Below are 20,034 nucleotides of genomic sequence, written 5' to 3'. Positions count from 1 at the left end.
TGTAAAAAGTGTCGCGTAATTAGTGCGTCAACTGTTGTTTAGACAGATGAACGCGCAGAAGTAGAACGATGGTCGATCTACTTCCAGGACGTGAGTCGCATATCACCTTTGCACGCCCTCCACGGATCGGTAGCGGCAAGGGCTTCACGCCGTCGTAACCCCCATACGTCGATGCAGGGAGAGCGGTCATGCGCAAGAACGCCACGAGTCGTTTCTGGGTCCGTCGGTTCAGCAAGAAGTGGGACGGAGGGCAACGACGGTCGACGTGTCTGCACCCGCTCAGCCGCAACATACGGATCGGCCTGCAGTTCCTGGTCCTGCTGCAACTGATCCAGCCGGCCGTCGCGGCTGCCCAGGATGCGACCTGGACCGGCGTCGGCGGCGGCTCCTGGACCAACGGCGGAAGCTGGAGTTCGGGCTCGGTGCCCACCGGCACGGCGACCTTCAACACCTCGCTCGTTCCGGCAGTGTCGTTCGGCGACGGCACCGACAGTTCGATCGGCACGATCCGCTTCGGCGCCCTGGCGCCGCAATACACCTTCAACCTCGGCACCGCGTCCGGGGCGAGGTTGAACGTGACCGGCACCGGCATCGAGAACAACTCGGTGTTCCAACCGGTGTTCAACGTCGGCGTCGCCGGAACCGGCGCGCTCGATTTCAACGGCGCCGGCACCACCGCCGGCAACGCGCAGATCAATGTCGGCGCCAACGGCGACCTGGGCTTCGACGGCACCGCCACCGCCGGCACGGCGACGATCGCGGTCGCGACCGGCGGCAGCGCGGTGTTCGCAGGTTCCAGCACGGCGGGCAGCGCCAACCTCACGGTCGGCGGGAATCTCGACTTCGGCGGCGCCAGCAGCGCGGGCGATGCGACGATCGGGGTGAATACCGGCGGTACGCTACGCTTCCTCGGCACCGGCAGCGGCGGCACCGCGCGCCTGACGATCAACGCCGGCGGCAGTCTCGACATGAGCGGCCTGACCGCCGGCTCGATCACGGCCGGGTCGCTCTCGGGCGCGGGCTCGGTCAATCTCGGCGCCGGTCGCCTGTCGCTGGGGGCCACCGGATTGAACTCGACCTTCGGCGGCGTCATCGGCGGCACCGGCGGACTCGACTGGAACGGCACCGGCCTGTTGTCGCTGTCGGGCGCCAATACGTTCGGCGGCGGTTTGACGCTCAATGCGGGCAGCGCGTTCGGCGGCAACACCGCCGCGTTCGGCACCGGCGCGATCGGCCTGGGCGGCGGCACTTCGTTGACCCTAGGCGCCAACGGCACCTTCGCCAACGCGATCAATCTCGGCGGTGGGCTCGGCGCGACGGTGTCGGCCGGAACCGGATTCAACGCCACGCTCGGCGGCAACGTCAACCTCGGCGCGGGATCGACGCTCGCGTTCGGACGCGCGGGCGCGACCGGCGGCCTGCAGCTCAACTGGGGCGCCGGCTCGACCATCGCTTCGGGGGCCAGGCTGTCGGCGGATTTCGGCACGCTGGCACTGGGCGCCGGCTTCAACGGCGGCCTGCTCAGCGGCGCCGAACTCAACGTCGGCGGCACGGGTGCGTTCAACCTCAACGGCATCAACACGACCTTGGGGCGCCTGACCGGCTCGGGCGCGCTTTCGCTCGGCAGCGGCTCGCTCTCGCTCGGCGGCACCGGCCTGGACTCGACCTTCAGCGGCGCGATCGGCGGCAGCGGCGGCTTGAACTGGAACGGCGCCGGCCTGTTGTCGCTGTCGGGCCTCAACACCTTCGGCGGCGGGCTGACGGTCAACAGCGGCACCGTGTTCGCCGGCAACACCTCGGCCTTCGGCACCGGCGCGATCGGCCTGGGCGGCGGCAGCGCGCTGCGCTTGGGCGCCAACGGTGTGTTCGCCAACCCGATCAATCTCGGCGCCGGACTGGGCGCGAGGATCTCCGCCGGCACCGGCTTCAACGCCACCCTCGGCGGCAACGTCAACTTGGGTGCGGGCGCCAACCTCGGCTTCGGCGAGAGCGGCGCGACCGGCGGCTTGCTGCTCAACTGGGGCGCGGGTTCGTCGATCGGCTCCGGCGCCGCGCTGTCGGCCGACTTCGGCACGTTGGGCCTGGGCGCGGGCTTCAACGGCGGTTTGCTCGCCAACGCCGCGCTCAATGTCGGCGGCGCGGGCGCGTTCAATCTCAACGGCATCAACACGACCTTGGGGCGCCTGACCGGCTCGGGCGCGCTTTCGCTCGGCAGCGGATTCCTCTCGCTGGGCGCCGGCGGACTGGATTCGGATTTCAGCGGCGCGATCGGCGGCACAGGCGGCTTGAACTGGAACGGCAGCGGCGTGCTGGCGCTGTCGGGCGCGAGCAGCTTCGGCGGCGGGCTCAATCTCGGCGGCGGCACGCTGCGGGTCGGCAACAACCTCGCGCTCGGCACCGGCGCCTTGGCGATCAACGGCGCGGCCACGCTGGAATCGAGCGCGGCGGTGACCCTGGCCAACGCCATCGCGCTCAACGCCGGCCTGACCTTGGGCGGGGCCAATAATCTGAGCCTGGCCGGCAACCTCAGCGGTACCGGCGGCCTGACCTTGAACGGCACGGGCGTGTTCGGGCTGAGCGGGAACAACGCCTCGTGGAGCGGCGGCTTCAACCTGCTCAGCGGCACCCTGCAATTGGGCAATGCGAACGCGCTCGGCACCGGGCTGTTCAACGTTTCCGGTAATGCGACGCTGAGCCCGGGCTTCGCCGGATTCGATCTGGCCAATGCCGTCAGCCTGTCCCCCGGCGCCAATCTGGCCCTGGGCGGCGATTTCGATTGGACCTTGAGCGGCGTGGTCTCCGGCGACGGCCGTCTCAGCTATGCCGGCCCCAGCCTGCTGAGCTTGAGCGGCGCCAACACCTACACCGGCGGCTTCGCCCTGGGCGGCGGCCGGGTGCGCGCCAACCACCTGTCCGCGTTCGGCTCCGGCGCGGTGGATCTGGGCGGCGGCGAATTGATCCTCGGACTCAACGGCACCTTCGCCAATGCGCTCAACCTCGGGGCCGGGGCGGGCGCCACTCTGTCGGTCGGCGGCGGGCTCAGCGCAGGCTGGAGCGGCGGCCTCAACCTGGGGGCGGGCGCGACGCTCAACCTCGGCACCGCCGGCAACAACGGTTTGCTGACCGTGTCCGGCGGCGGCCTGGTCGGCAGCGGCACGGGCGTTTCGCTCGACTTCGGCACGCTGCAGTTCGGCGATGCGCTCAGCGCCGGCCTGTTCGGCGGCAGCGCCTTCAATCTCGGCGCGGGCGGCGCGTTGAACCTCAACGGCTTCGACGCCGCGCTCGGCAATCTGAGCGGCAGCGGCAGCATCGGCCTGGGCGGCAATCGACTGTCGGTGGGCGGCCTGGGACTGGACGGCAGCTTCGACGGCAGCATCGGCGGCACCGGCTCGCTGCTCAAGCTCGGCGCCGGCACGCTGAGCCTCAACGGGACCAACACGTTCAGCGGCGGAGTGGATCTGTCCGGCGGCGGCCTGTTCGTCGGCGCCGCGGGCGCGCTCGGCACGGGCACGCTCAACGTGACCGGCAACGCCACGTTCGGTGCGAACGTCGGCGGGCTCGATCTCACCAACGCGATCGATCTCAATGCCGGCACGCTCCTGAACATCGGCGGGACCAACGGCCTGGCCCTGTCCGGCGTCATCGACGGTGCGGGCGGCTTGAATTTCGCTGGCACCGGTACGCTGAGCCTCAACGGCGCGAACACCTTCAGCGGCGGCTTCGGCCTCAACGGCGGCGGCAGCCTGAGCCTGGGCGACGCCGGCGCCTTAGGCACCGGCGCGCTGAGCGTCTCGGGCCTGGGCGGCGATTTGTCGGCCGGCATCTCCGGCTTGAACCTGACCAACGCGATCGACCTCGGCGCGGGCGCGACCCTGGGCATCGGCGGCGCCAACGACCTGTCGCTGTCGGGCACGATCGGCGGCGCGGGCGGTTTGAACTTCGGCGGCACCGGTACGCTGAGCCTCAGCGGCGCCAACACCTTCGGCGGCGGCTTCGGTTTGAACGGCGGCGGCAGCCTGAACCTGGGCAACGCCGGAGCCTTGGGCACCGGCGCATTGAGCGTATCCGGCCTGGGCGGCGACCTGTCGGCCAGCGTCTCGGGCTTGAACCTGGCCAACGCGATCGACCTCGGCGCGGGCGCGACCTTGGGCATCGGCGGCGCCAACGATCTGTCGCTGTCGGGCGTGATCGGTGGGGTGGGCGGCCTGGACTTCGGCGGCAGCGGCACGCTGAGCCTGACTGGCGCCAATACCTTCGGCGGCGGCTTCGGCCTGAACGGCGGCGGCAGCCTGAGCCTGGGCAACGCCGGCGCCCTGGGCACCGGCGCGCTGAATGTCTCGGGGCTGGGCGGCAATTTGTCGGCCGGCATCTCTGGCTTGAACCTCGCCAATGCGATCGATCTCGGCGCCGGCGCGACCTTGGGCATCGGCGGCGCCAACGACCTGTCGTTGGCGGGCACGATCGGCGGCGCGGGCGGTTTGAACTTCGGCGGCACCGGCACGCTGAGCCTCAGCGGCGCGAATACCTTCGGCGGCGGCTTCGGCCTCAACGGCGGCGGCAGCCTGAGCCTGGGCAACGCCGGCGCCCTGGGCACCGGCGCGTTGAACGTCTCGGGGCTCGGCGGCAACCTCAGCGCCAGCCTTTCCGGCTTGAACCTCGGCAACGCGATCGACCTCGGCGCGGGCGCCACGCTCGGCATCGGCGGCGCGAACGACCTGTCGCTGTCCGGCGTCATCGGCGGCACCGGCGGGCTGAACTTCGGCGGCACCGGCACGCTGAGCCTTAGCGGCGCCAACACCTTCAGCGGCGGCTTCGGCTTGAACGGCGGCGGTAGCCTGAGCTTCGGCAGCGCCACCGCCCTCGGCACGGGCGCGCTGAGCGTGTCGGGCCTCGGCGGCAACCTGTCGGCCAGCCTCTCCGGCCTGGATCTGGGCAATGCGATCGACCTCGGCGCCGGCGCGACGCTCGGCATCGGCGGCGCGAACGATCTGTCGTTGTCGGGCGTCATCGGCGGCACCGGCGGGCTGAACTTCGGCGGCACCGGCACCTTGAGCCTCAACGGCGCCAACACCTTCGGCGGCGGCTTCGGCTTGAACGGCGGCGGCATGTTGAGCTTGGGCAACGCCGGCGCGCTCGGCACCGGCGCGTTGAACGTGTCCGGGTTGGGCGGCAATTTGAGCGCCGGTATCGCCGGGCTGGATCTCGGCAACGCGATCGACCTCGGCGCCGGCGCGACCCTGGGCATCGGCGGCGCCAACGACCTGTCGCTGTCGGGCGTCATCGGCGGCACCGGCGGGCTGAACTTCGGCGGCACCGGCACGCTGAGCCTCAGCGGCGCCAATACCTTCAGCGGCGGCTTCGGCTTGAACGGCGGCGGCACGCTGAGCCTCGGCAGCGCCGGCGCGCTCGGCACCGGCGCGTTGAACGTGTCCGGGTTGGGCGGCAATTTGTCGGCCGGCATCTCCGGCTTGAACCTGACCAACGCGATCGACCTCGGCGCCGGCGCGACCCTGAGCATCGGCGGCGCCAACGACCTGTCGCTGTCTGGCGTCATCGGCGGCACCGGCGGGCTGAACTTCAACGGCACCGGCACCTTGAGCCTCGCCGGCGCCAACACCTTCGGCGGCGGCTTCGGCCTCAGCGGTGGCGGCACTCTGAGCCTGGGCAACGCCAGCGCGCTCGGCACCGGCGCGTTGAACGTATCGGGCCTCGGCGGCAACCTCAGCGCCGGCATCGCCGGCCTGGATCTCGGCAACGCGATCGACCTCGGCGCGGGCGCCACGCTCGGCATCGGCGGCGCGAACGACCTGTCGCTCTCGGGCGTCATCGGCGGCGCGGGCGGCTTGAACTTCAACGGCACCGGCACCCTGAGCCTCAACGGCGCCAACACCTTCGGCGGCGGCTTCGGCCTCAGCGGTGGCGGCACTCTGAGCCTGGGCAACGCCAGCGCGCTCGGCACCGGCGCGCTTAACGTCACGGGCCTCGGCGGCGACCTGTCGGCCGGCATTGCCGGCCTGAACCTCGGCAACGCGATCAACCTCGGCGCCGGCGCGACCTTGGGCATCGGCGGCGCCAACGATCTATCGCTGTCCGGCGTGATCGACGGCGCCGGCGGCCTGAACTTCGGCGGCACCGGTACCTTGAGCCTCAACGGCGCCAACACCTTCGGCGGCGGCTTCGGCCTGAACGGCGGTGGCAGCCTGAGCCTGGGCAACGCCAGCGCCCTGGGCACCGGCGCGCTGAACGTCTCGGGCCTGGGCGGCAACCTGTCGGCCAGCGTCTCGGGCCTGAACTTCGCCAATGCGATCGACCTCGGCGCGGGCGCGACCTTGGGCATCGGCGGCGGCAACGACCTGTCGCTGTCGGGCACGATCGGCGGCGCCGGCGGGCTGAACTTCAACGGCACCGGCACGCTCAGTCTCAACGGCGCCAACACCTTCGGCGGCGGCGCGACGATCCAGTCCGGCACCCTGGCGGTGAACGGTTCGCTGCTTTCGCCGACCGCCATCAACGCCGGCGCCACGCTGACCGGTACCGGCAGCCTGGGGGCGGTGACCCTCGACGGCGCGCTCAATGCCGGCGGCATCGGCAGCGCAGGCACGCTGACGTTGGGTTCGTTGTTCATGGGCAGCGGCGCGACGCTCAACTACGACCTCGGCACGGCCGGCGGCCTCAACGACCGGCTGATCGTCAACGGCAACCTGACCCTGGACGGCACCCTCAACGTCAACGACATCGGCGGCTTCGGCCCGGGCGTGTATCAGTTGATCGGCTACAGCGGCCTCCTGGACGACCGCGGCCTGCTGATTGGCAGCCTGCCGGGCCCGTTCTCGCCGGACAGCGTCCAGGTGCAGACCGGCGTGGCGAACCAGATCAACCTGGCCGTCAACGCCGGCGCCGTGGTGCAGTTCTGGGACGGCGCCAACCTGCTGCCCAACGGCAGCGTCGACGGCGGCGCCGGTGTCTGGACCGCGGCGCCCACGACCAACTGGACCAACGTCAACGGCACCGCCAACAGCGGATGGGTGAACGGCGCGTTCGCCGTCTTCCAGGGCACGCCGGGCCTGGTGACGGTGGTCGGCCCGGTAGGCTTCGGCGGCCTGCAGTTCGCCGCCAACGGCTACGAAATCGCCGGCGGCATCGGCGGCGTCCTGACCACCGACAGCGCCAGCACGATCATCCGCGTGGATGCGGGACTGACCGGAACGATTTCGGCGCAGATCGCCGGCACCGGCGGACTGGTCAAGAACGATACCGGCACGCTGGTGCTCAACGGCGCCAACAGCTTCACCGGCGGCGTCGATCTCAATGCCGGCAACCTGGTGCTGGGCAATGCGACGGCGCTGGGAACCGGCTCGCTGGACGTGCTCGGCAACGCCGGACTGAGCGCCGGCGTCCCCGGCCTGAACCTCGGCAATGCGATCAACCTCGGCGCCGGCGTGGGGCTGAACATCGGTGGCGCCAACGATCTGTCGCTGTCGGGCGCGGTCGGCGGCGCGGGTAGCCTGGGCTTCAGCGGCACCGGCACGCTGAGCCTGACCGGCGCCAACAGCTTCGGCGGCGGTTTCGGCTTGAGCGGCGGCGGCAACCTGAGCCTGGGCAACGCCGGCGCGCTGGGCACGGGCGTGTTGAACGTCTCGGGCCTGGGCGGCAACTTGTCGACCAGCGTCGCGGGCTTGAACCTCGGCAATGCGATCAACCTCGGCGCGGGCGCGAGCTTGGGCATCGGCGGTGCGAACGATCTGTCGCTGTCCGGCGTCATCGGCGGCGCGGGCGGGCTGAACTTCGGCGGCACCGGCACGCTGAGCCTGACCGGCGCCAACACCTTCGGCGGCGGCTTCGGCCTGAGCGGCGGCGGCAACCTGAGTGTGGGCAACGCCGGCGCCTTGGGCACCGGCGCGTTGAACGTGTCGGGGCTGGGCGGCAGCTTGTCGACCAGCATCGCCGGCTTGAACCTCGGCAACGCGATCGACCTCGGCGCCGGCGCATCGCTGGGCATCGGCGGCGCGAGCGATCTGTCGTTGTCGGGCGTCATCGGCGGCGCGGGCGGCTTGAACTTCGGCGGTAGCGGCACGTTGAGCCTCAACGGCGCCAACACCTTCGGCGGCGGCCTCGGCTTGAGCGGCGGCGGCAACCTGAGTGTGGGCAACGCCGGCGCCTTGGGCACGGGCGCGTTGAACGTCTCGGGCCTGGGCGGCAATTTGTCGGCCAGCATCGCCGGCTTGAACCTCGGCAATGCGATCGATCTCGGCGCCGGTGCGACCCTGGGCATCGGCGGCGCCAACGACCTGTCGCTGGCGGGCGTCATCGGCGGCGCGGGCGGTTTGAACTTCGCCGGCACCGGCACGTTGAGCCTCAACGGCGCCAACACCTTCGGCGGCGGCCTCGGCCTGAGCGGCGGTGGCGGCTTGAATCTCGGCAATGCCGGCGCCTTGGGCACCGGCGCGTTGAACGTCTCGGGCCTGGGCGGCAACTTGTCGACCAGCGTCGCCGGCCTGAACCTGGGCAACGCGATCGACCTCGGCGCCGGTGCGACCTTGGGCATCGGCGGCGCCAACGACCTGTCGCTGGCGGGCGTCATCGGCGGCGCGGGCGGCTTGAACTTCGGCGGCACCGGCAGCCTGAGCCTGACCGGCGCCAACACCTTCGCAGGCGGCCTCGGCTTGAGCGGCGGCGGCAATTTGAGCGTGGGCAATGCCGGCGCCTTGGGCACCGGCGTGTTGAACGTGTCGGGCCTGGGCGGCAACTTGTCGGCCGGCATCGCCGGCTTGAACCTCGGCAATGCGATCGATCTCGGCGCCGGGGCGACCCTGGGCCTCGGCGGCGCCAACGACCTGTCGCTGTCCGGCGTCATCGGCGGCGCGGGCGGCTTGAACTTCGGCGGCACCGGCACGCTGAGCCTGACCGGCGCCAACAGCTTCGGTGGCGGCGTCGGCCTGAGCGGCGGCGGCAACCTGAGTGTCGGCAACGCCGGCGCCTTGGGCACCGGCGCGTTGAATGTTTCGGGCCTCGGTGGCGATCTGTCCACCACCGTTGCGGGCCTGAACCTCGGCAATGCGATCGACCTCGGCGCAGGCGCGACCTTGGGCATCGGCGGCGCCAACGACCTGTCGCTGTCCGGCGCGATCGGCGGCGCGGGCGGCCTGAACTTCGACGGCAGCGGCACGCTGGGCCTCAGCGGCACCAACACCTTCGGCGGCGGCGTCGGCCTGAGCGGCGGCGGCAATTTGAGCGTGAGCAACGCCGCGGCGCTGGGCACGGGTGCCTTGAACGTGTCGGGCCTCGGCGGCGATCTGTCCACCACCGTTGCCGGCCTGAACCTCGGCAACGCGATCAACCTCGGCGCCGGTACGACGCTGGGCATCGGCGGCGGCAACGACCTGTCGCTGTCGGGCACGATCGGCGGCGCGGGCGGCCTGGACTTCGCCGGCACCGGCACGCTGAGCCTCAACGGCGCCAACACCTTCACCGGTGGCGTCGATCTCGGCGCCGGCACCTTGAGCCTCGGCAACGCCGCGGCGCTGGGCACCGGTTCGCTGGATGTCGGCGGCAACGCGACCTTGCAGGCCACCGTCCCCTTCAGCCTCGCCAACGCGGTCAACCTGGCCGCGGGCGCGCAACTCGGCTTCGGCGGCAGCACCGACCTGACCCTGGCCGGCGCCATCGCCGGCGCCGGCGGCTTGAGCTTCGCCGGCCCGGCCGGGCTGAGCCTCGGCGGCGACAACAGCTTCGCCGGCGGCGTCGAGCTGCTCGGCGGCACCCTGACCCTGGGCAGCAATACCGCGCTGGGCACCGGCGCCCTGACCGTCGACGGCGCGGCCAGCCTGGCGTCGTCCGCCGACGTCGCGCTGGCCAATAACGTCGCGGTCAACGCCGATCTCAGCTTCGGCGGCAGCAACGACCTCGGTCTCAACGGCCAGCTCAGCGGCAGCGGCGGCTTAATCGTCGGCGGCACCGGCGCATTGAGCCTGGGCGGCGACAACAGCGGCTACAGCGGCGGCGTCCAATTGCTCGCCGGCTCCAGCCTGGTCGCCAACCACGATGCCGCGTTGGGCACCGGGCTGGTCACGGTATCCGGCGACGCCAACCTCGGCTCGCTGAGCGGCGCCACGCTCGGCAACGCGTTCGTGTTGAACGGCGACCTCTCGGTCGCCAGCGCCGCGCCGTTGTCGCTGACCGGCGATATCGGCGGCAGCGGCGGGCTGAGCCTGGACGGCCCGGCGGCGGTCACGCTGAGCGGCAACAACAGCTTCACCGGTGGATTCGATCTGCTCGGCGGCACCTTGAACGTCGGCAGCAACACCGCGCTGGGCACCGGCGCGCTGCAGGTCGGCGGCGCCGCGGCGCTGCAGGCCGGCGTCGCGAACTTGAACCTGGCCAATGCGGTCGATGTGGATGCCGCGGCCGCGTTGACGCTCGGCGGCGCCAACCCGTTCGCGCTGAGCGGCGCGGTGAGCGGCGCCGGCCAACTGGTCAAGGACGGCGCGTCCGCGGTCGCCCTGACCGGCGAAATGTCCGGCTTCAACGGCGCTTTCGACGTCCGCGGCGGCAGCTTGAACGTGACGGACGGGGTGAGCGCGGGCATCAGCAGCGCGGCCGGGACCACCGCCAACTTCGGCGCCTTCGACGACGTGCTGAGCTTGTCCACGCCGGGCGCGCTGGCCGGTACGGTCAATCTCGGCGCCGGCAACGACGTGTTCAACAGCTCCCTGGCCGGGCTGGGCAGCGTGACCGGCCTGGTCGACGGGCAGGGCGGCGTGGATCGGCTGTCGCTGAGCGGAAGCGGGCAGGGCAGCTTGAGCGGCACCGCGTTCGCTGGCTTCGAGAACCTGAGCCTGGTCGGTCCGGGCACCCTGGTCGTACCGGTCGGCACCACCACCAACTTCCTCGCCGCGAGCATCGGCGACGCCACCGCCGGCAGCGGCACGTTCGTGGTCGACGGCACGTTCGCGGGCGATACCACGATCGCGGCAGGCGGCAGCCTGGTTGGCGATGGCACGATCGGTGGTGCTCTGGCGCTGGCCGGAAGACTGGCGCCCAGCGGTCTGCCCGCGACCGGTGCCGCCGGCGGCAGCGGCGTTGCCGGGGCGAGCCTCAACGTCGCCAGCCTGAGCACCGCGCCGGGCGCGAGCCTGATCCTGCGCCAGACCGGCGCCGGCCTCAGCGACAGCGTGATCGTCGCCGGCAATGCCGCGCTCAACGGCGGCACCGTAGTGGCGCTGCCGCGGCCCGGAGCCTACGCCGACATCACCGACTACCGCATCGTCGACGCGCAAAGCCTGAGCGGCCCCGGCTTCGCCTCGGTCAGCCAGACCGCGCTGCCGTTCCTGGCCGCCAGCCTGTTCGCCCAGGGCAACGATTTGTACCTGCGCCTGGAGGAAGCCAACCGCTTCAATGAGTTCCCCGGACTGCCGGGCAACCAGCAGTCGGTCGCCGACGCGCTGCAGGCCCTGGCCGACAGCGGCAATCCCGCAGTCGAACAATTGGTGGCGGCCGCGCGTGGCGTCACCGCGGCGCAGGCGGTGCCGATGTTCGACACCCTGACCGGCGAAACCTACGGCTCCCTGCTCAGCGCCTCGCGTTATGGCGCCGAACGCCTGCAGCGCAGCGTCGGCCAGCAACTCGACGTGGGCCGCATCGAGCGCGCCGATGCCGGCTTCACCGCCTGGGCCACGACCTACGGCGGCGATGCCGCGTTCGAGGGCAACGGTACCCTGGCCGATATCGACAACGATCTGTGGGGCCTGACCCTGGGCGCGGATGCTCCCTTCGGCGAGGGCTTCCGCGCCGGCGGGCACTTGGGCATGGCCAAGTCCGACTTCGATGTGCCGCGCCGCGGCGACCGCGTCGACGGCGACCAGTGGTACCTCGGCCTGCACTTCAGCTATGCCCCGCGCGCCGAAGGCGGCCCGTGGGCGCAAGGCGCGGCCGGCTACGCGAAAACCAACTACGACGTCACTCGCCCGGTGCACGTGGGCGTGTTCGGCCGCACGGCCCGGGCCGATGCCGATGCCGACGGTTGGTACGCGATGGCCGAAGCGGGTTGGCGCTTCGAAACCGCGAGCGCGAGCATCGAGCCGCTGGTCGGCGTCTACCACAGCCGGTTGAGCCTGGACGACGTGATCGAGACCGGCGCCGGCGAGGCGAACCTGCGCGTGGAAGGCGAGGACTACGACACCACCACGGTGGGCGCGGGCGTGCGTTTCGCCGGCAAGGCCGGGCGCCTGCGTCCCACCTTGGACATCCGCTACCTGCACGACCTGAGCGACGACGCCCCGCGCACGCAGAACCATTTCGCCGCGGCGCAGGTGCCCGGGTTCGCGATCACCGGCTTCTCGCCGGACCGCAACCGGATCAACGCCGGTGCCGGCCTGACCTATGCCTTCACGCCCAGCGCGACCGGTTTCGTGGAGTACCGCGCCGATCTGAGCAGCGACGACCAGGCCCATTCGGTCCAGGCCGGCTTGCGGGTCAGCTTCGGCGCGACCACGCAGATGGCGGCGGCCGCCGCCGCACCGTGGGCGCCGGCTCAAGCCGAAACGGCGGCCGCAGCGCCGGCCACTTCCTCGGCAGCGGACGCGTCCGGCACCGGCTCCTCGGCCGGCCTGCCGCTGGCCGCCGCGGCGGTTGCGGCGCCGGCCGCCGCGGCGACCGCCGCCGAACCGCGCAGCGCGGCGTCGAGCGGCGGTGGAATGTGCAAGGCGCCTGCGCCCGCGCAGACCGCGCTCGAAGGCTGCTCGCGCTATTCCACGGTTCCCGGGGATTCGGTGACCGGCATCGCCAAGCGCATGACCTCCGGCGCCGTGGAGCAACGCATGGTCGCCCTGTACCGCGGCAACGCGCCGGCCTTCAACGGACAAAACATGAACCGGTTGAAGGCGCATGCCGAACTCGGCATTCCCTGCGCGGATGCGGTGCAGGGCATCCCCTTGTCCGAGGCCCGGCAGGTCGTGGGCCAGCACGCCAGGAGCCATGTCGGCCGGTACGGTCCGTTCAAGCCCGCCGCGGCTGCCGCGGCCTCGGACGGGCCGGCGCAGTGCGGGGAATGAGCGGCCGAGGCCGGAACCATCGGCCGGCCACGCAGGAGCCGGAGCCGCGACCACGCTGAGTGGAGGGCGGCCCGGCTTGCCGAGCGCGAGGCGCGGACGCGCCCGGCACGCGGCGAGCTCACTCGCAGCGCATGGTCGTGTTGGCGATGCCGCCCGGAAGCAAGGCCGGGGGGCGCAGGCGAAGCCGCGAGCGCGGTGAATCGAGATCGGCCTCGCGCCTGCGGTAGGTTCATCAGCCGGCGATGCCCGATGAACTCCCCTGCGCCCGGATATCGCTGCAGAGGACTACTGGCGGTCGGCGTATTGCGCCCGCCGGATATCCACCGAGCGCGGCATTTCGTCGCGATCGCGCGGGAAGCCGCGGGGCAGGGGGGAGGCCTCGGCCGGACCTCATCTGCGGCCGACCGCGCACACCGTCAGATTCGCAATCCGCACGCCGCCATCTGCGGTCCTATACGGCCGTACGCGCTCGCCCAGCCGACGGCCGAATTCCATCCGCAGCGCCAGCGGCTTGCCGCTCAACAAGGCCGAGAATTCAGGCGACACCTCCATCAGATAGCGACCGCAGTCCTCGGCCGACGCGAACTCCAGCGCCATGGCCATTGGTTCGCTGCGCACCTCGCTGAAACCGGCGCGCGCGAACAAGTCCTGCAACGACTCGTCCGTGGAGCGATCCGAGGCGACAGGCTGCGGCGCAGGCCAGGACGCACCGAACAGTTCCCGCGCCACCGTCGCCGCCAGGTCGGCCATGGGCCGCCCCTTGGGCCCGGATTGCCAGATCGCGGTGACGAAGCTGCCGCCGGGAACCAGCAAGCGCCGCACCGCGACCAGGGCAGCGAACGGATCGGGCAGGGAAGTGAGGCCCCAACGGCACAGCGCCGCGTCGAAGCGGGCGTCGGCGAACCCAGGCCCGACCGCATCGGCCTGGACGAACTCCACGTTCGCCAGCCCCGAGGCCCTGGCCCGGTCGCGAGCGATATCGAGCATCGCCGGCGACAGGTCCGTCGCCACGACCCGCCCCGAAGGCCCGACCCGGCGCGCTGCCGTCAGCGCCGGCTCGCCGATGCCGGTGCCGATGTCCAAGACCCGTTGTCCGGGCTCGATCCTGGCCAGCTCCAGCATGCGCCGGCTCACGCCTTGTGCGCCGCTTTCGATGGTCGGCCACCACTTCGACCAACCGGCGGCGACGCTATCCCATTGGCGGCGTTGCTGATGAGTGTCGTGCACGGTTCGATCTCGCTCGGTCGGGCCGATTCCACGTCATCGTAGACCACGGCCGGCGCCGCCGCTTCGCCGACCCGGCGCGTTCAGGTCGCGACCCGCGCGCGGCGCACCGCCGCGGCTGCGTGTCGCCCGGCCGGGAAGCACCGGTCGCGGGCGCGCGCGTGCGCGGCAGCTCAGGCGGCATGGACGTCGACGTCGCAACCGTGGCGGCGCGAATGGAAGAAACGAAAAGTCTCCCGGCAGCGCGCCACGCGTCGTCCACGATCGGGCTTCGTCGCCGCGTTCGTCGCCGCGTTCGTCGTCGACTCAGTCCGCTGTTCGAATCGAATCCCGATGCACGAACAAATCGGCGAATCTTCCCCGCGATTGAGATCGTATTCTCCGCAAGCCTCGTTCGTCGGACATGAGTTCCGTGATCGCCGCACGCCGCTATCGCGAAGTCAGTGGAGAACCGCTGCGCAATCCGAGTGGCGGGTCCGCACGCACATCGCCTGCTGGATGCGGTCACGGTCCGCGAGTGAGGGCCGTCGAACGACTACAAAGAATTCCCTCTGCGCGCAGGAAATTCGTCGGCGCAGCATTGCTTGTCACGTTGCGCACTATTAAATGCACTTCGTTGAACTGTTCTCCGATGGCGAATTCAATCGTTCCTTGATAGGAGTCACGCATGAGAATTGCGAGAGAAATGGCAAGCCTGAGAGGCATCACACAACGAGCCGCGCCGCACCACTAATATTAAATTTCACGAGCAGCGGCTTTCGTCATAGGCGCTCATCTCTTTGCAGTCGCTTATGGCAGTCGCGTTTCGTACAGGTTTCGCAGTCATGGCACCGGCTCGATTGGAGATGCGAAAGATCGACAAGCGCAAGATCAGAAGCGACACGCCACGTCGCGCAAAGCGGTAAGCGCCGCAGTGGCCGGGCCAACGCAAGCGCGCAGTCGCGCCTGTGCGCAGGGCTCCGGCGGACCGGCCTAAGAACAGTGGGGCGCTCCGAGAGCCCAGCGCGATCGTTCTCGATGCCAAGAGCGTCTTCGATCATCGACAGCGCGAACGCCCGGGCGGGCTGCGGCTCGCCCTGTGCGGAGCGCGCTTTCGCGGCCCGCATGACGGCGAGACGGTCGACCTTTCGCCATCGCCAAAGGATGGATGAGCTGATCTGAGTGAAGCGGTATGCAGCAAGTCCCGGGCCATGCGCCCTATGAGGTGAAAGAGGCTCGCCAGAACGAACCATGGCGAGCGTGAGGCGAACGGCCCGCTGCGGCCGCCGCCGCACGTCCGCCGATTGAATCCCGCGTCGTGGGATTGGGCGTTGCATGTCGCCCGAACCCGTGCGCAAAGCTTTCTGTGGTCACGCCGTCGACTCGGCTGCTTGTCTTCGCCCGTCGTCGACGTTGCGAGCATGTGCAAGGCAATAAAACGATCCGCGAATGACGGCGCTCAGAGCGCGGCAGGACTGCGCGCGAGGTCTTTTCAGGGCGGATCGGCTGGTGGTTGCGAGGTGCGCCGGCGACGCAGTGCGCGCGCGGAGCGGAAAGCAAAAGCACGGCCCGTCTGCTCGTATGCGCGCGGGTCGAAAGCAAGGATCAATACCGCTCGCGCTGCTGAGCCGGCGCGGGTTCGACCCATCCAGATGCCATGAGGTCCCGGGCGCAAGCGCGACCAGTCGACAACGCTACTGCCAAGCCATACGGCGCAGGCGTTCTGCGACGATCCGCGACCTCTCGGCGACTGCGCTGACAACAAGGGATCCAGGTAGATGAACAAGTACGATGCCGGTGCCGAAGAAGCGTTGTCGAAGAAGTCCGATCCGAGGGCGTTGCGCGACTTTTCCCTCGCCGCTCCCTCCACGGACGAGCAGCAGTTCCATCGCCAGCTGGCGGCGTGGAACGACACGCGCCAAGACTGGGGCGACGCCGAAGGTTGCCTGCACCAGCTCTTCGAGGGCCAAGCCGCCGCTACGCCGCATGCGATCGCGCTGCAGTGCGCGGGGCAGCAGCTCAGCTACCAGGCGCTGAACGAACAGGCGAACCGACTCGCACGCCATCTGCGCCAACTCGGCGTCGGACCCGGCGAACGCGTAGGCCTGTGCCTGCGACGCGGGACGGACATGCTGGCGGCGATGCTCGCGACGTTGAAGGCTGGCGGGGCCTATGTGCCGCTGGACCCCTCGTATCCACGCGAACGCCTGGATTACATGCTCCACGACAGCCGCCCGCGGGTGGTTCTGACCGAACGGGGCCTCGAGCTGGCGAGCGGCCTCGACGGCGAAGCCGAGGTGGTCGAGCTGGACGCCGCGCAGCGTCCGTGGGATGTCTTGCCCGCCGACAACCTGGAGGCTGGCGATATCGGCCCGGCCCGGGGCAACCTGGCCTACGTGATCTACACATCCGGTTCGACCGGCCGACCCAAGGGGGTGATGATCGAACACGGCAACGCCGTGAACTTCATCCGCTGGGCGTTGCTGTCGTTCTCAAGCGAAGAGTTGCGGCACACGTTGTTCTCGACCTCGCTGAACTTCGACCTGGCGGTGTTCGAATGCTTCGCGCCGCTTAGCTGCGGCGGTTGCGTGCATATCGTCGACAACATTCTTGCGCTCGACGCGGGCTCGCCCGTCACCCTGATCAACACCGTGCCGTCGGCGTTGCGAGCGATCGTCAGCCAGGGCGCGATACCCGATGGCGTACGCGTGGTCAACGTCGCGGGCGAACCGTTGCAACGTCAGTTGGTCGAGGCGGTGTTCGCGACCACCGACGTCGCCAGCGTCTGCAATCTGTACGGCCCTTCGGAGACCACCACCTATTCGACCTGGATCCGGATGACGCGCGAGGACGGGTTCGACCCTACGGTCGGACGCCCGGTGGCGAACACCGCGATCCACCTGCTCGACGAGCAAGGCCGCCGGGTGGCGCCCGGCGAGATCGGCGAGATCTTCATCGGCGGTGCCGGCGTGGCGCGCGGCTACCTCAATCAGCCGGATCTGACCCGTGAGCGCTTCCTGGCCGATCCGTTCGCGGCGCAGCCCGGTGCGCGCATGTACAAGACCGGCGACCTGGGACGTTGGAGCGCCGCCGGGACTTTGGAGTACCTCGGCCGCAACGATCACCAGGTCAAGATCCGTGGTTTCCGCATCGAGCTGGGCGAGATCGAGTTCAAGCTGTCGGCCCAGCCGAACGTGCGCGAAGCCCTGGTGATGGCGCGCGAGGACGTGCCGGGCGAGAAGTACCTGGTGGCCTATGTCGTCGGCGCCGCCGGTGTGGATCTCGACCCGCAGGCGCTGCGTGCGGCGCTCGCCGAGGCCCTGCCGGCCTACATGGTGCCCAGCGCATGGGTGCGGCTGGCGGAATTTCCGCTGACGCCCAACGGCAAGATCGATCGCAATGCCTTGCCGCCGCCGGACGGCGCGGGGCTCGGGCAGCGCGCTTACATCCCGCCGCAGGGCAAGACCGAAACCGCGATCGCGCAGATCTGGAGCGAGCTGCTGCGCGTGGAGCGAGTCGGCCGCGACGATCACTTCCTCGAGCTGGGCGGTCACTCCCTGCTGGCCGTGCAACTGAGCTCGCGGATGCGCCAGCGTCTGGGCGTGGAAGCCGGGATGTCGAGCCTGTTCGCCCATCCGGTGCTGCGCGACTTCGCCGCGGCCGTGGCCGGCCAGGCGCAGCCGGCGCCTCTGCCCGCGCTGGTCGCGGCGCCGCGCCCGTCGGCGCTGCCGCTTTCCTTCGCCCAGCAGCGGCTGTGGTTCATCGCGCGCATGGGAACTCAGGCCAGCACCGCCTACAACCTCTGCTATGCGCTGAACCTGCGCGGCGCACTGAATGAAGCCGCGCTGCAGGCGGCGCTGGATCGGATCGTGCAGCGCCATGAAGCGCTGCGTACGTGCTTCGAGCTGGTCGGCGATCAAGCGGTGCAGCGCATCGACGCCGTCGCCGGCTTCGCCCTGGCGCGGCACGATCTGACGGCCGATCGCCGGCCCGGCATGGAGGCGGTCGACGATTGGCGCCGCATCGAGAGCCGGACTCCGTTCGATCTCGAACGCGGGCCGCTGATCCGCGGCCGCCTGCTGCGCTTGGCTGCGCAGGAGCACGTGTTGCTGCTGACGATGCATCACATCGTATCCGACGGCTGGTCGCTGGAGGTGCTGGCGCGCGAACTCGCGGACCTGTATCGGGCCTACTCGTCGCCGGCGACCGCCCCCGGTGCCGATCCGCTGCCGGCCCTGCCGGTGCAGTACGCGGACTACGCGCTTTGGCAGCGCGATTGGCTCAGCGGCGAGATCCAGGACCGGCAACTGGCGTTCTGGCGCGAGCAGTTGGCCGATGCGCCGGCGTTGGTCGCCTTGCCGACCGACAAGCCGCGGCCGGCGGTGCGGGATTTCAGCGGCCAAAGCCTGGCGATCGCGTTCGATCGCGACCTTACCGCGTCGCTCAAGTCGCTCTCGCGACGCCACGGCACGACCTTGTACATGACCTTGCTTGCGGCCTGGGGCGCGGTGGTCGCGCGACTGGCCGGGCAGGACGAGGTGGTGATCGGCACGCCGGTGGCCAATCGCACCTGCGTCGAGGTGGAGCCGCTGATCGGTTTCTTCGTCAACACCCTGGCCCTGCGCCTCGACTTCGGCGATCGCCCGAGCGTGGCGCAGCTGTTGGCCCAGGTGCGCGAGCGCGCGTTGCTCGCGCAAAGCCACCAGGACGTGCCGTTCGAGCAGGTGGTCGAGGCGCTCCGGCCGGGCCGCAGCCTGGCCTACAGTCCGATCTTCCAGTTGATGTTCGCCTGGCAGAACGCGCCGCAGGCCGCATTCGAGCTCGACGGCCTGGCATTGACCACGCTGGCGCCGCAGGCCGCGGATGCGAAGTTCGACCTGACCCTGGAGCTGGAGGAGGCGCAGGACCGCATCGTCGGCACGCTCAACTTCGCCAGCGCCCTGTTCGAGCCGGCGACGATGCGGCGCCATCTGGGCTACCTCGAAGCGATGCTGCGCGGCATGGTGCGGGACGAGACGCAGGCGGTGGATGCGATCTCCGTCGTCGGCGAAGAAGAGCGCCTGCAGGTGCTGACCGAGTGGAACCACACCGACCGCGCCTATCCTCAGGACGGGTACGTCCATCAGTTGTTCGAACGGCAGGCGGCGCTGACGCCGCACGCGATCGCGATCGAGTACGAAGGCCAGGCGCTGACCTACCGGGCGCTCGATGAGGCCGCCGAATGCCTGGCGCAGCGGCTGCGCGCCTCGGGCGTCCAGGCCGAGCAACGCGTGGCCCTGTGCCTGCGCCGCAGCCCCGACTTGGTCGCGGCGATGCTGGCCGTGCTCAAAGCCGGCGGCGCATACGTGCCGCTGGACCCGGCTTCGCCGGCGGACCGGTTGCGCGATCTGCTCGACGACTGCGCGCCGCGCGTGCTGCTGACCCACACCGAGCTGACCGCGAGCCAGGATCTGTCCGGCGATTGGGATCTGATCGAGTTGGATGCGCCGCAGCCCTCGCCGAACGCGCAGCCCGTCGATACGGCGCCGCTCGCTCCAGCGGGCCACGATCCCAGCCGTTTGGCCTACGTGATCTACACCTCCGGTTCGACCGGCCGCCCGAACGGGGTGATGGTCGAGCACCGCCAGCTGCTCAATCTGATCGGCTGGCACAGCGAACGCTTCCCGCTGGCGCCGGGCGAGCGCAGCTCCAGCACCGCGGGCGTGGCCTTCGACGCCTGCACCTGGGAGGTGTGGCCGACGCTGTGCCAGGGCGCGACCCTGGCCCTGCCGCCGGCGGCGAC

4 protein-coding genes are annotated in these 20,034 nt (G+C 70.4%); 2 read left to right on the top strand and 2 right to left on the bottom strand.

Annotated elements, in window-relative coordinates; all coding sequences use genetic code 11:
• Positions 1–188: 188 nt before the first annotated feature.
• Positions 189–13,049: a FimV/HubP family polar landmark protein gene (locus AC3A57_RS04100; protein WP_487577724.1), complete on the top strand. Its 12,861-nt coding sequence runs from the start codon at positions 189–191 to the stop codon at positions 13,047–13,049.
• 390 nt (positions 13,050–13,439) lie between these two features.
• Here AC3A57_RS04100 and AC3A57_RS04095 read toward each other — a convergent pair whose 3' ends face one another.
• On the bottom strand, positions 13,440–14,276 hold the full coding sequence (locus AC3A57_RS04095; RefSeq protein ID WP_487577723.1) for a class I SAM-dependent methyltransferase: 837 nt from the start codon (positions 14,274–14,276) through the stop codon (positions 13,440–13,442).
• Positions 14,277–14,777: 501 nt separating this feature from the next.
• A complete protein-coding gene (locus tag AC3A57_RS04090; RefSeq protein WP_487577722.1) occupies positions 14,778–14,942 on the bottom strand; it encodes a hypothetical protein in 165 nt (54 codons plus the stop codon).
• A 1,088-nt stretch (positions 14,943–16,030) separates the two neighbouring features.
• On the opposite strand from AC3A57_RS04090, the gene AC3A57_RS04085 reads away from it, so the two are divergent.
• A partial coding sequence (locus tag AC3A57_RS04085) for an amino acid adenylation domain-containing protein (protein ID WP_487577721.1) occupies positions 16,031–20,034 on the top strand: 4,004 nt, incomplete at its 3' end.

Source organism: Lysobacter sp. Soil_C_15 (assembly GCF_057657315.1).
This window is presented reverse-complemented; position numbering and strand designations above follow the sequence as displayed.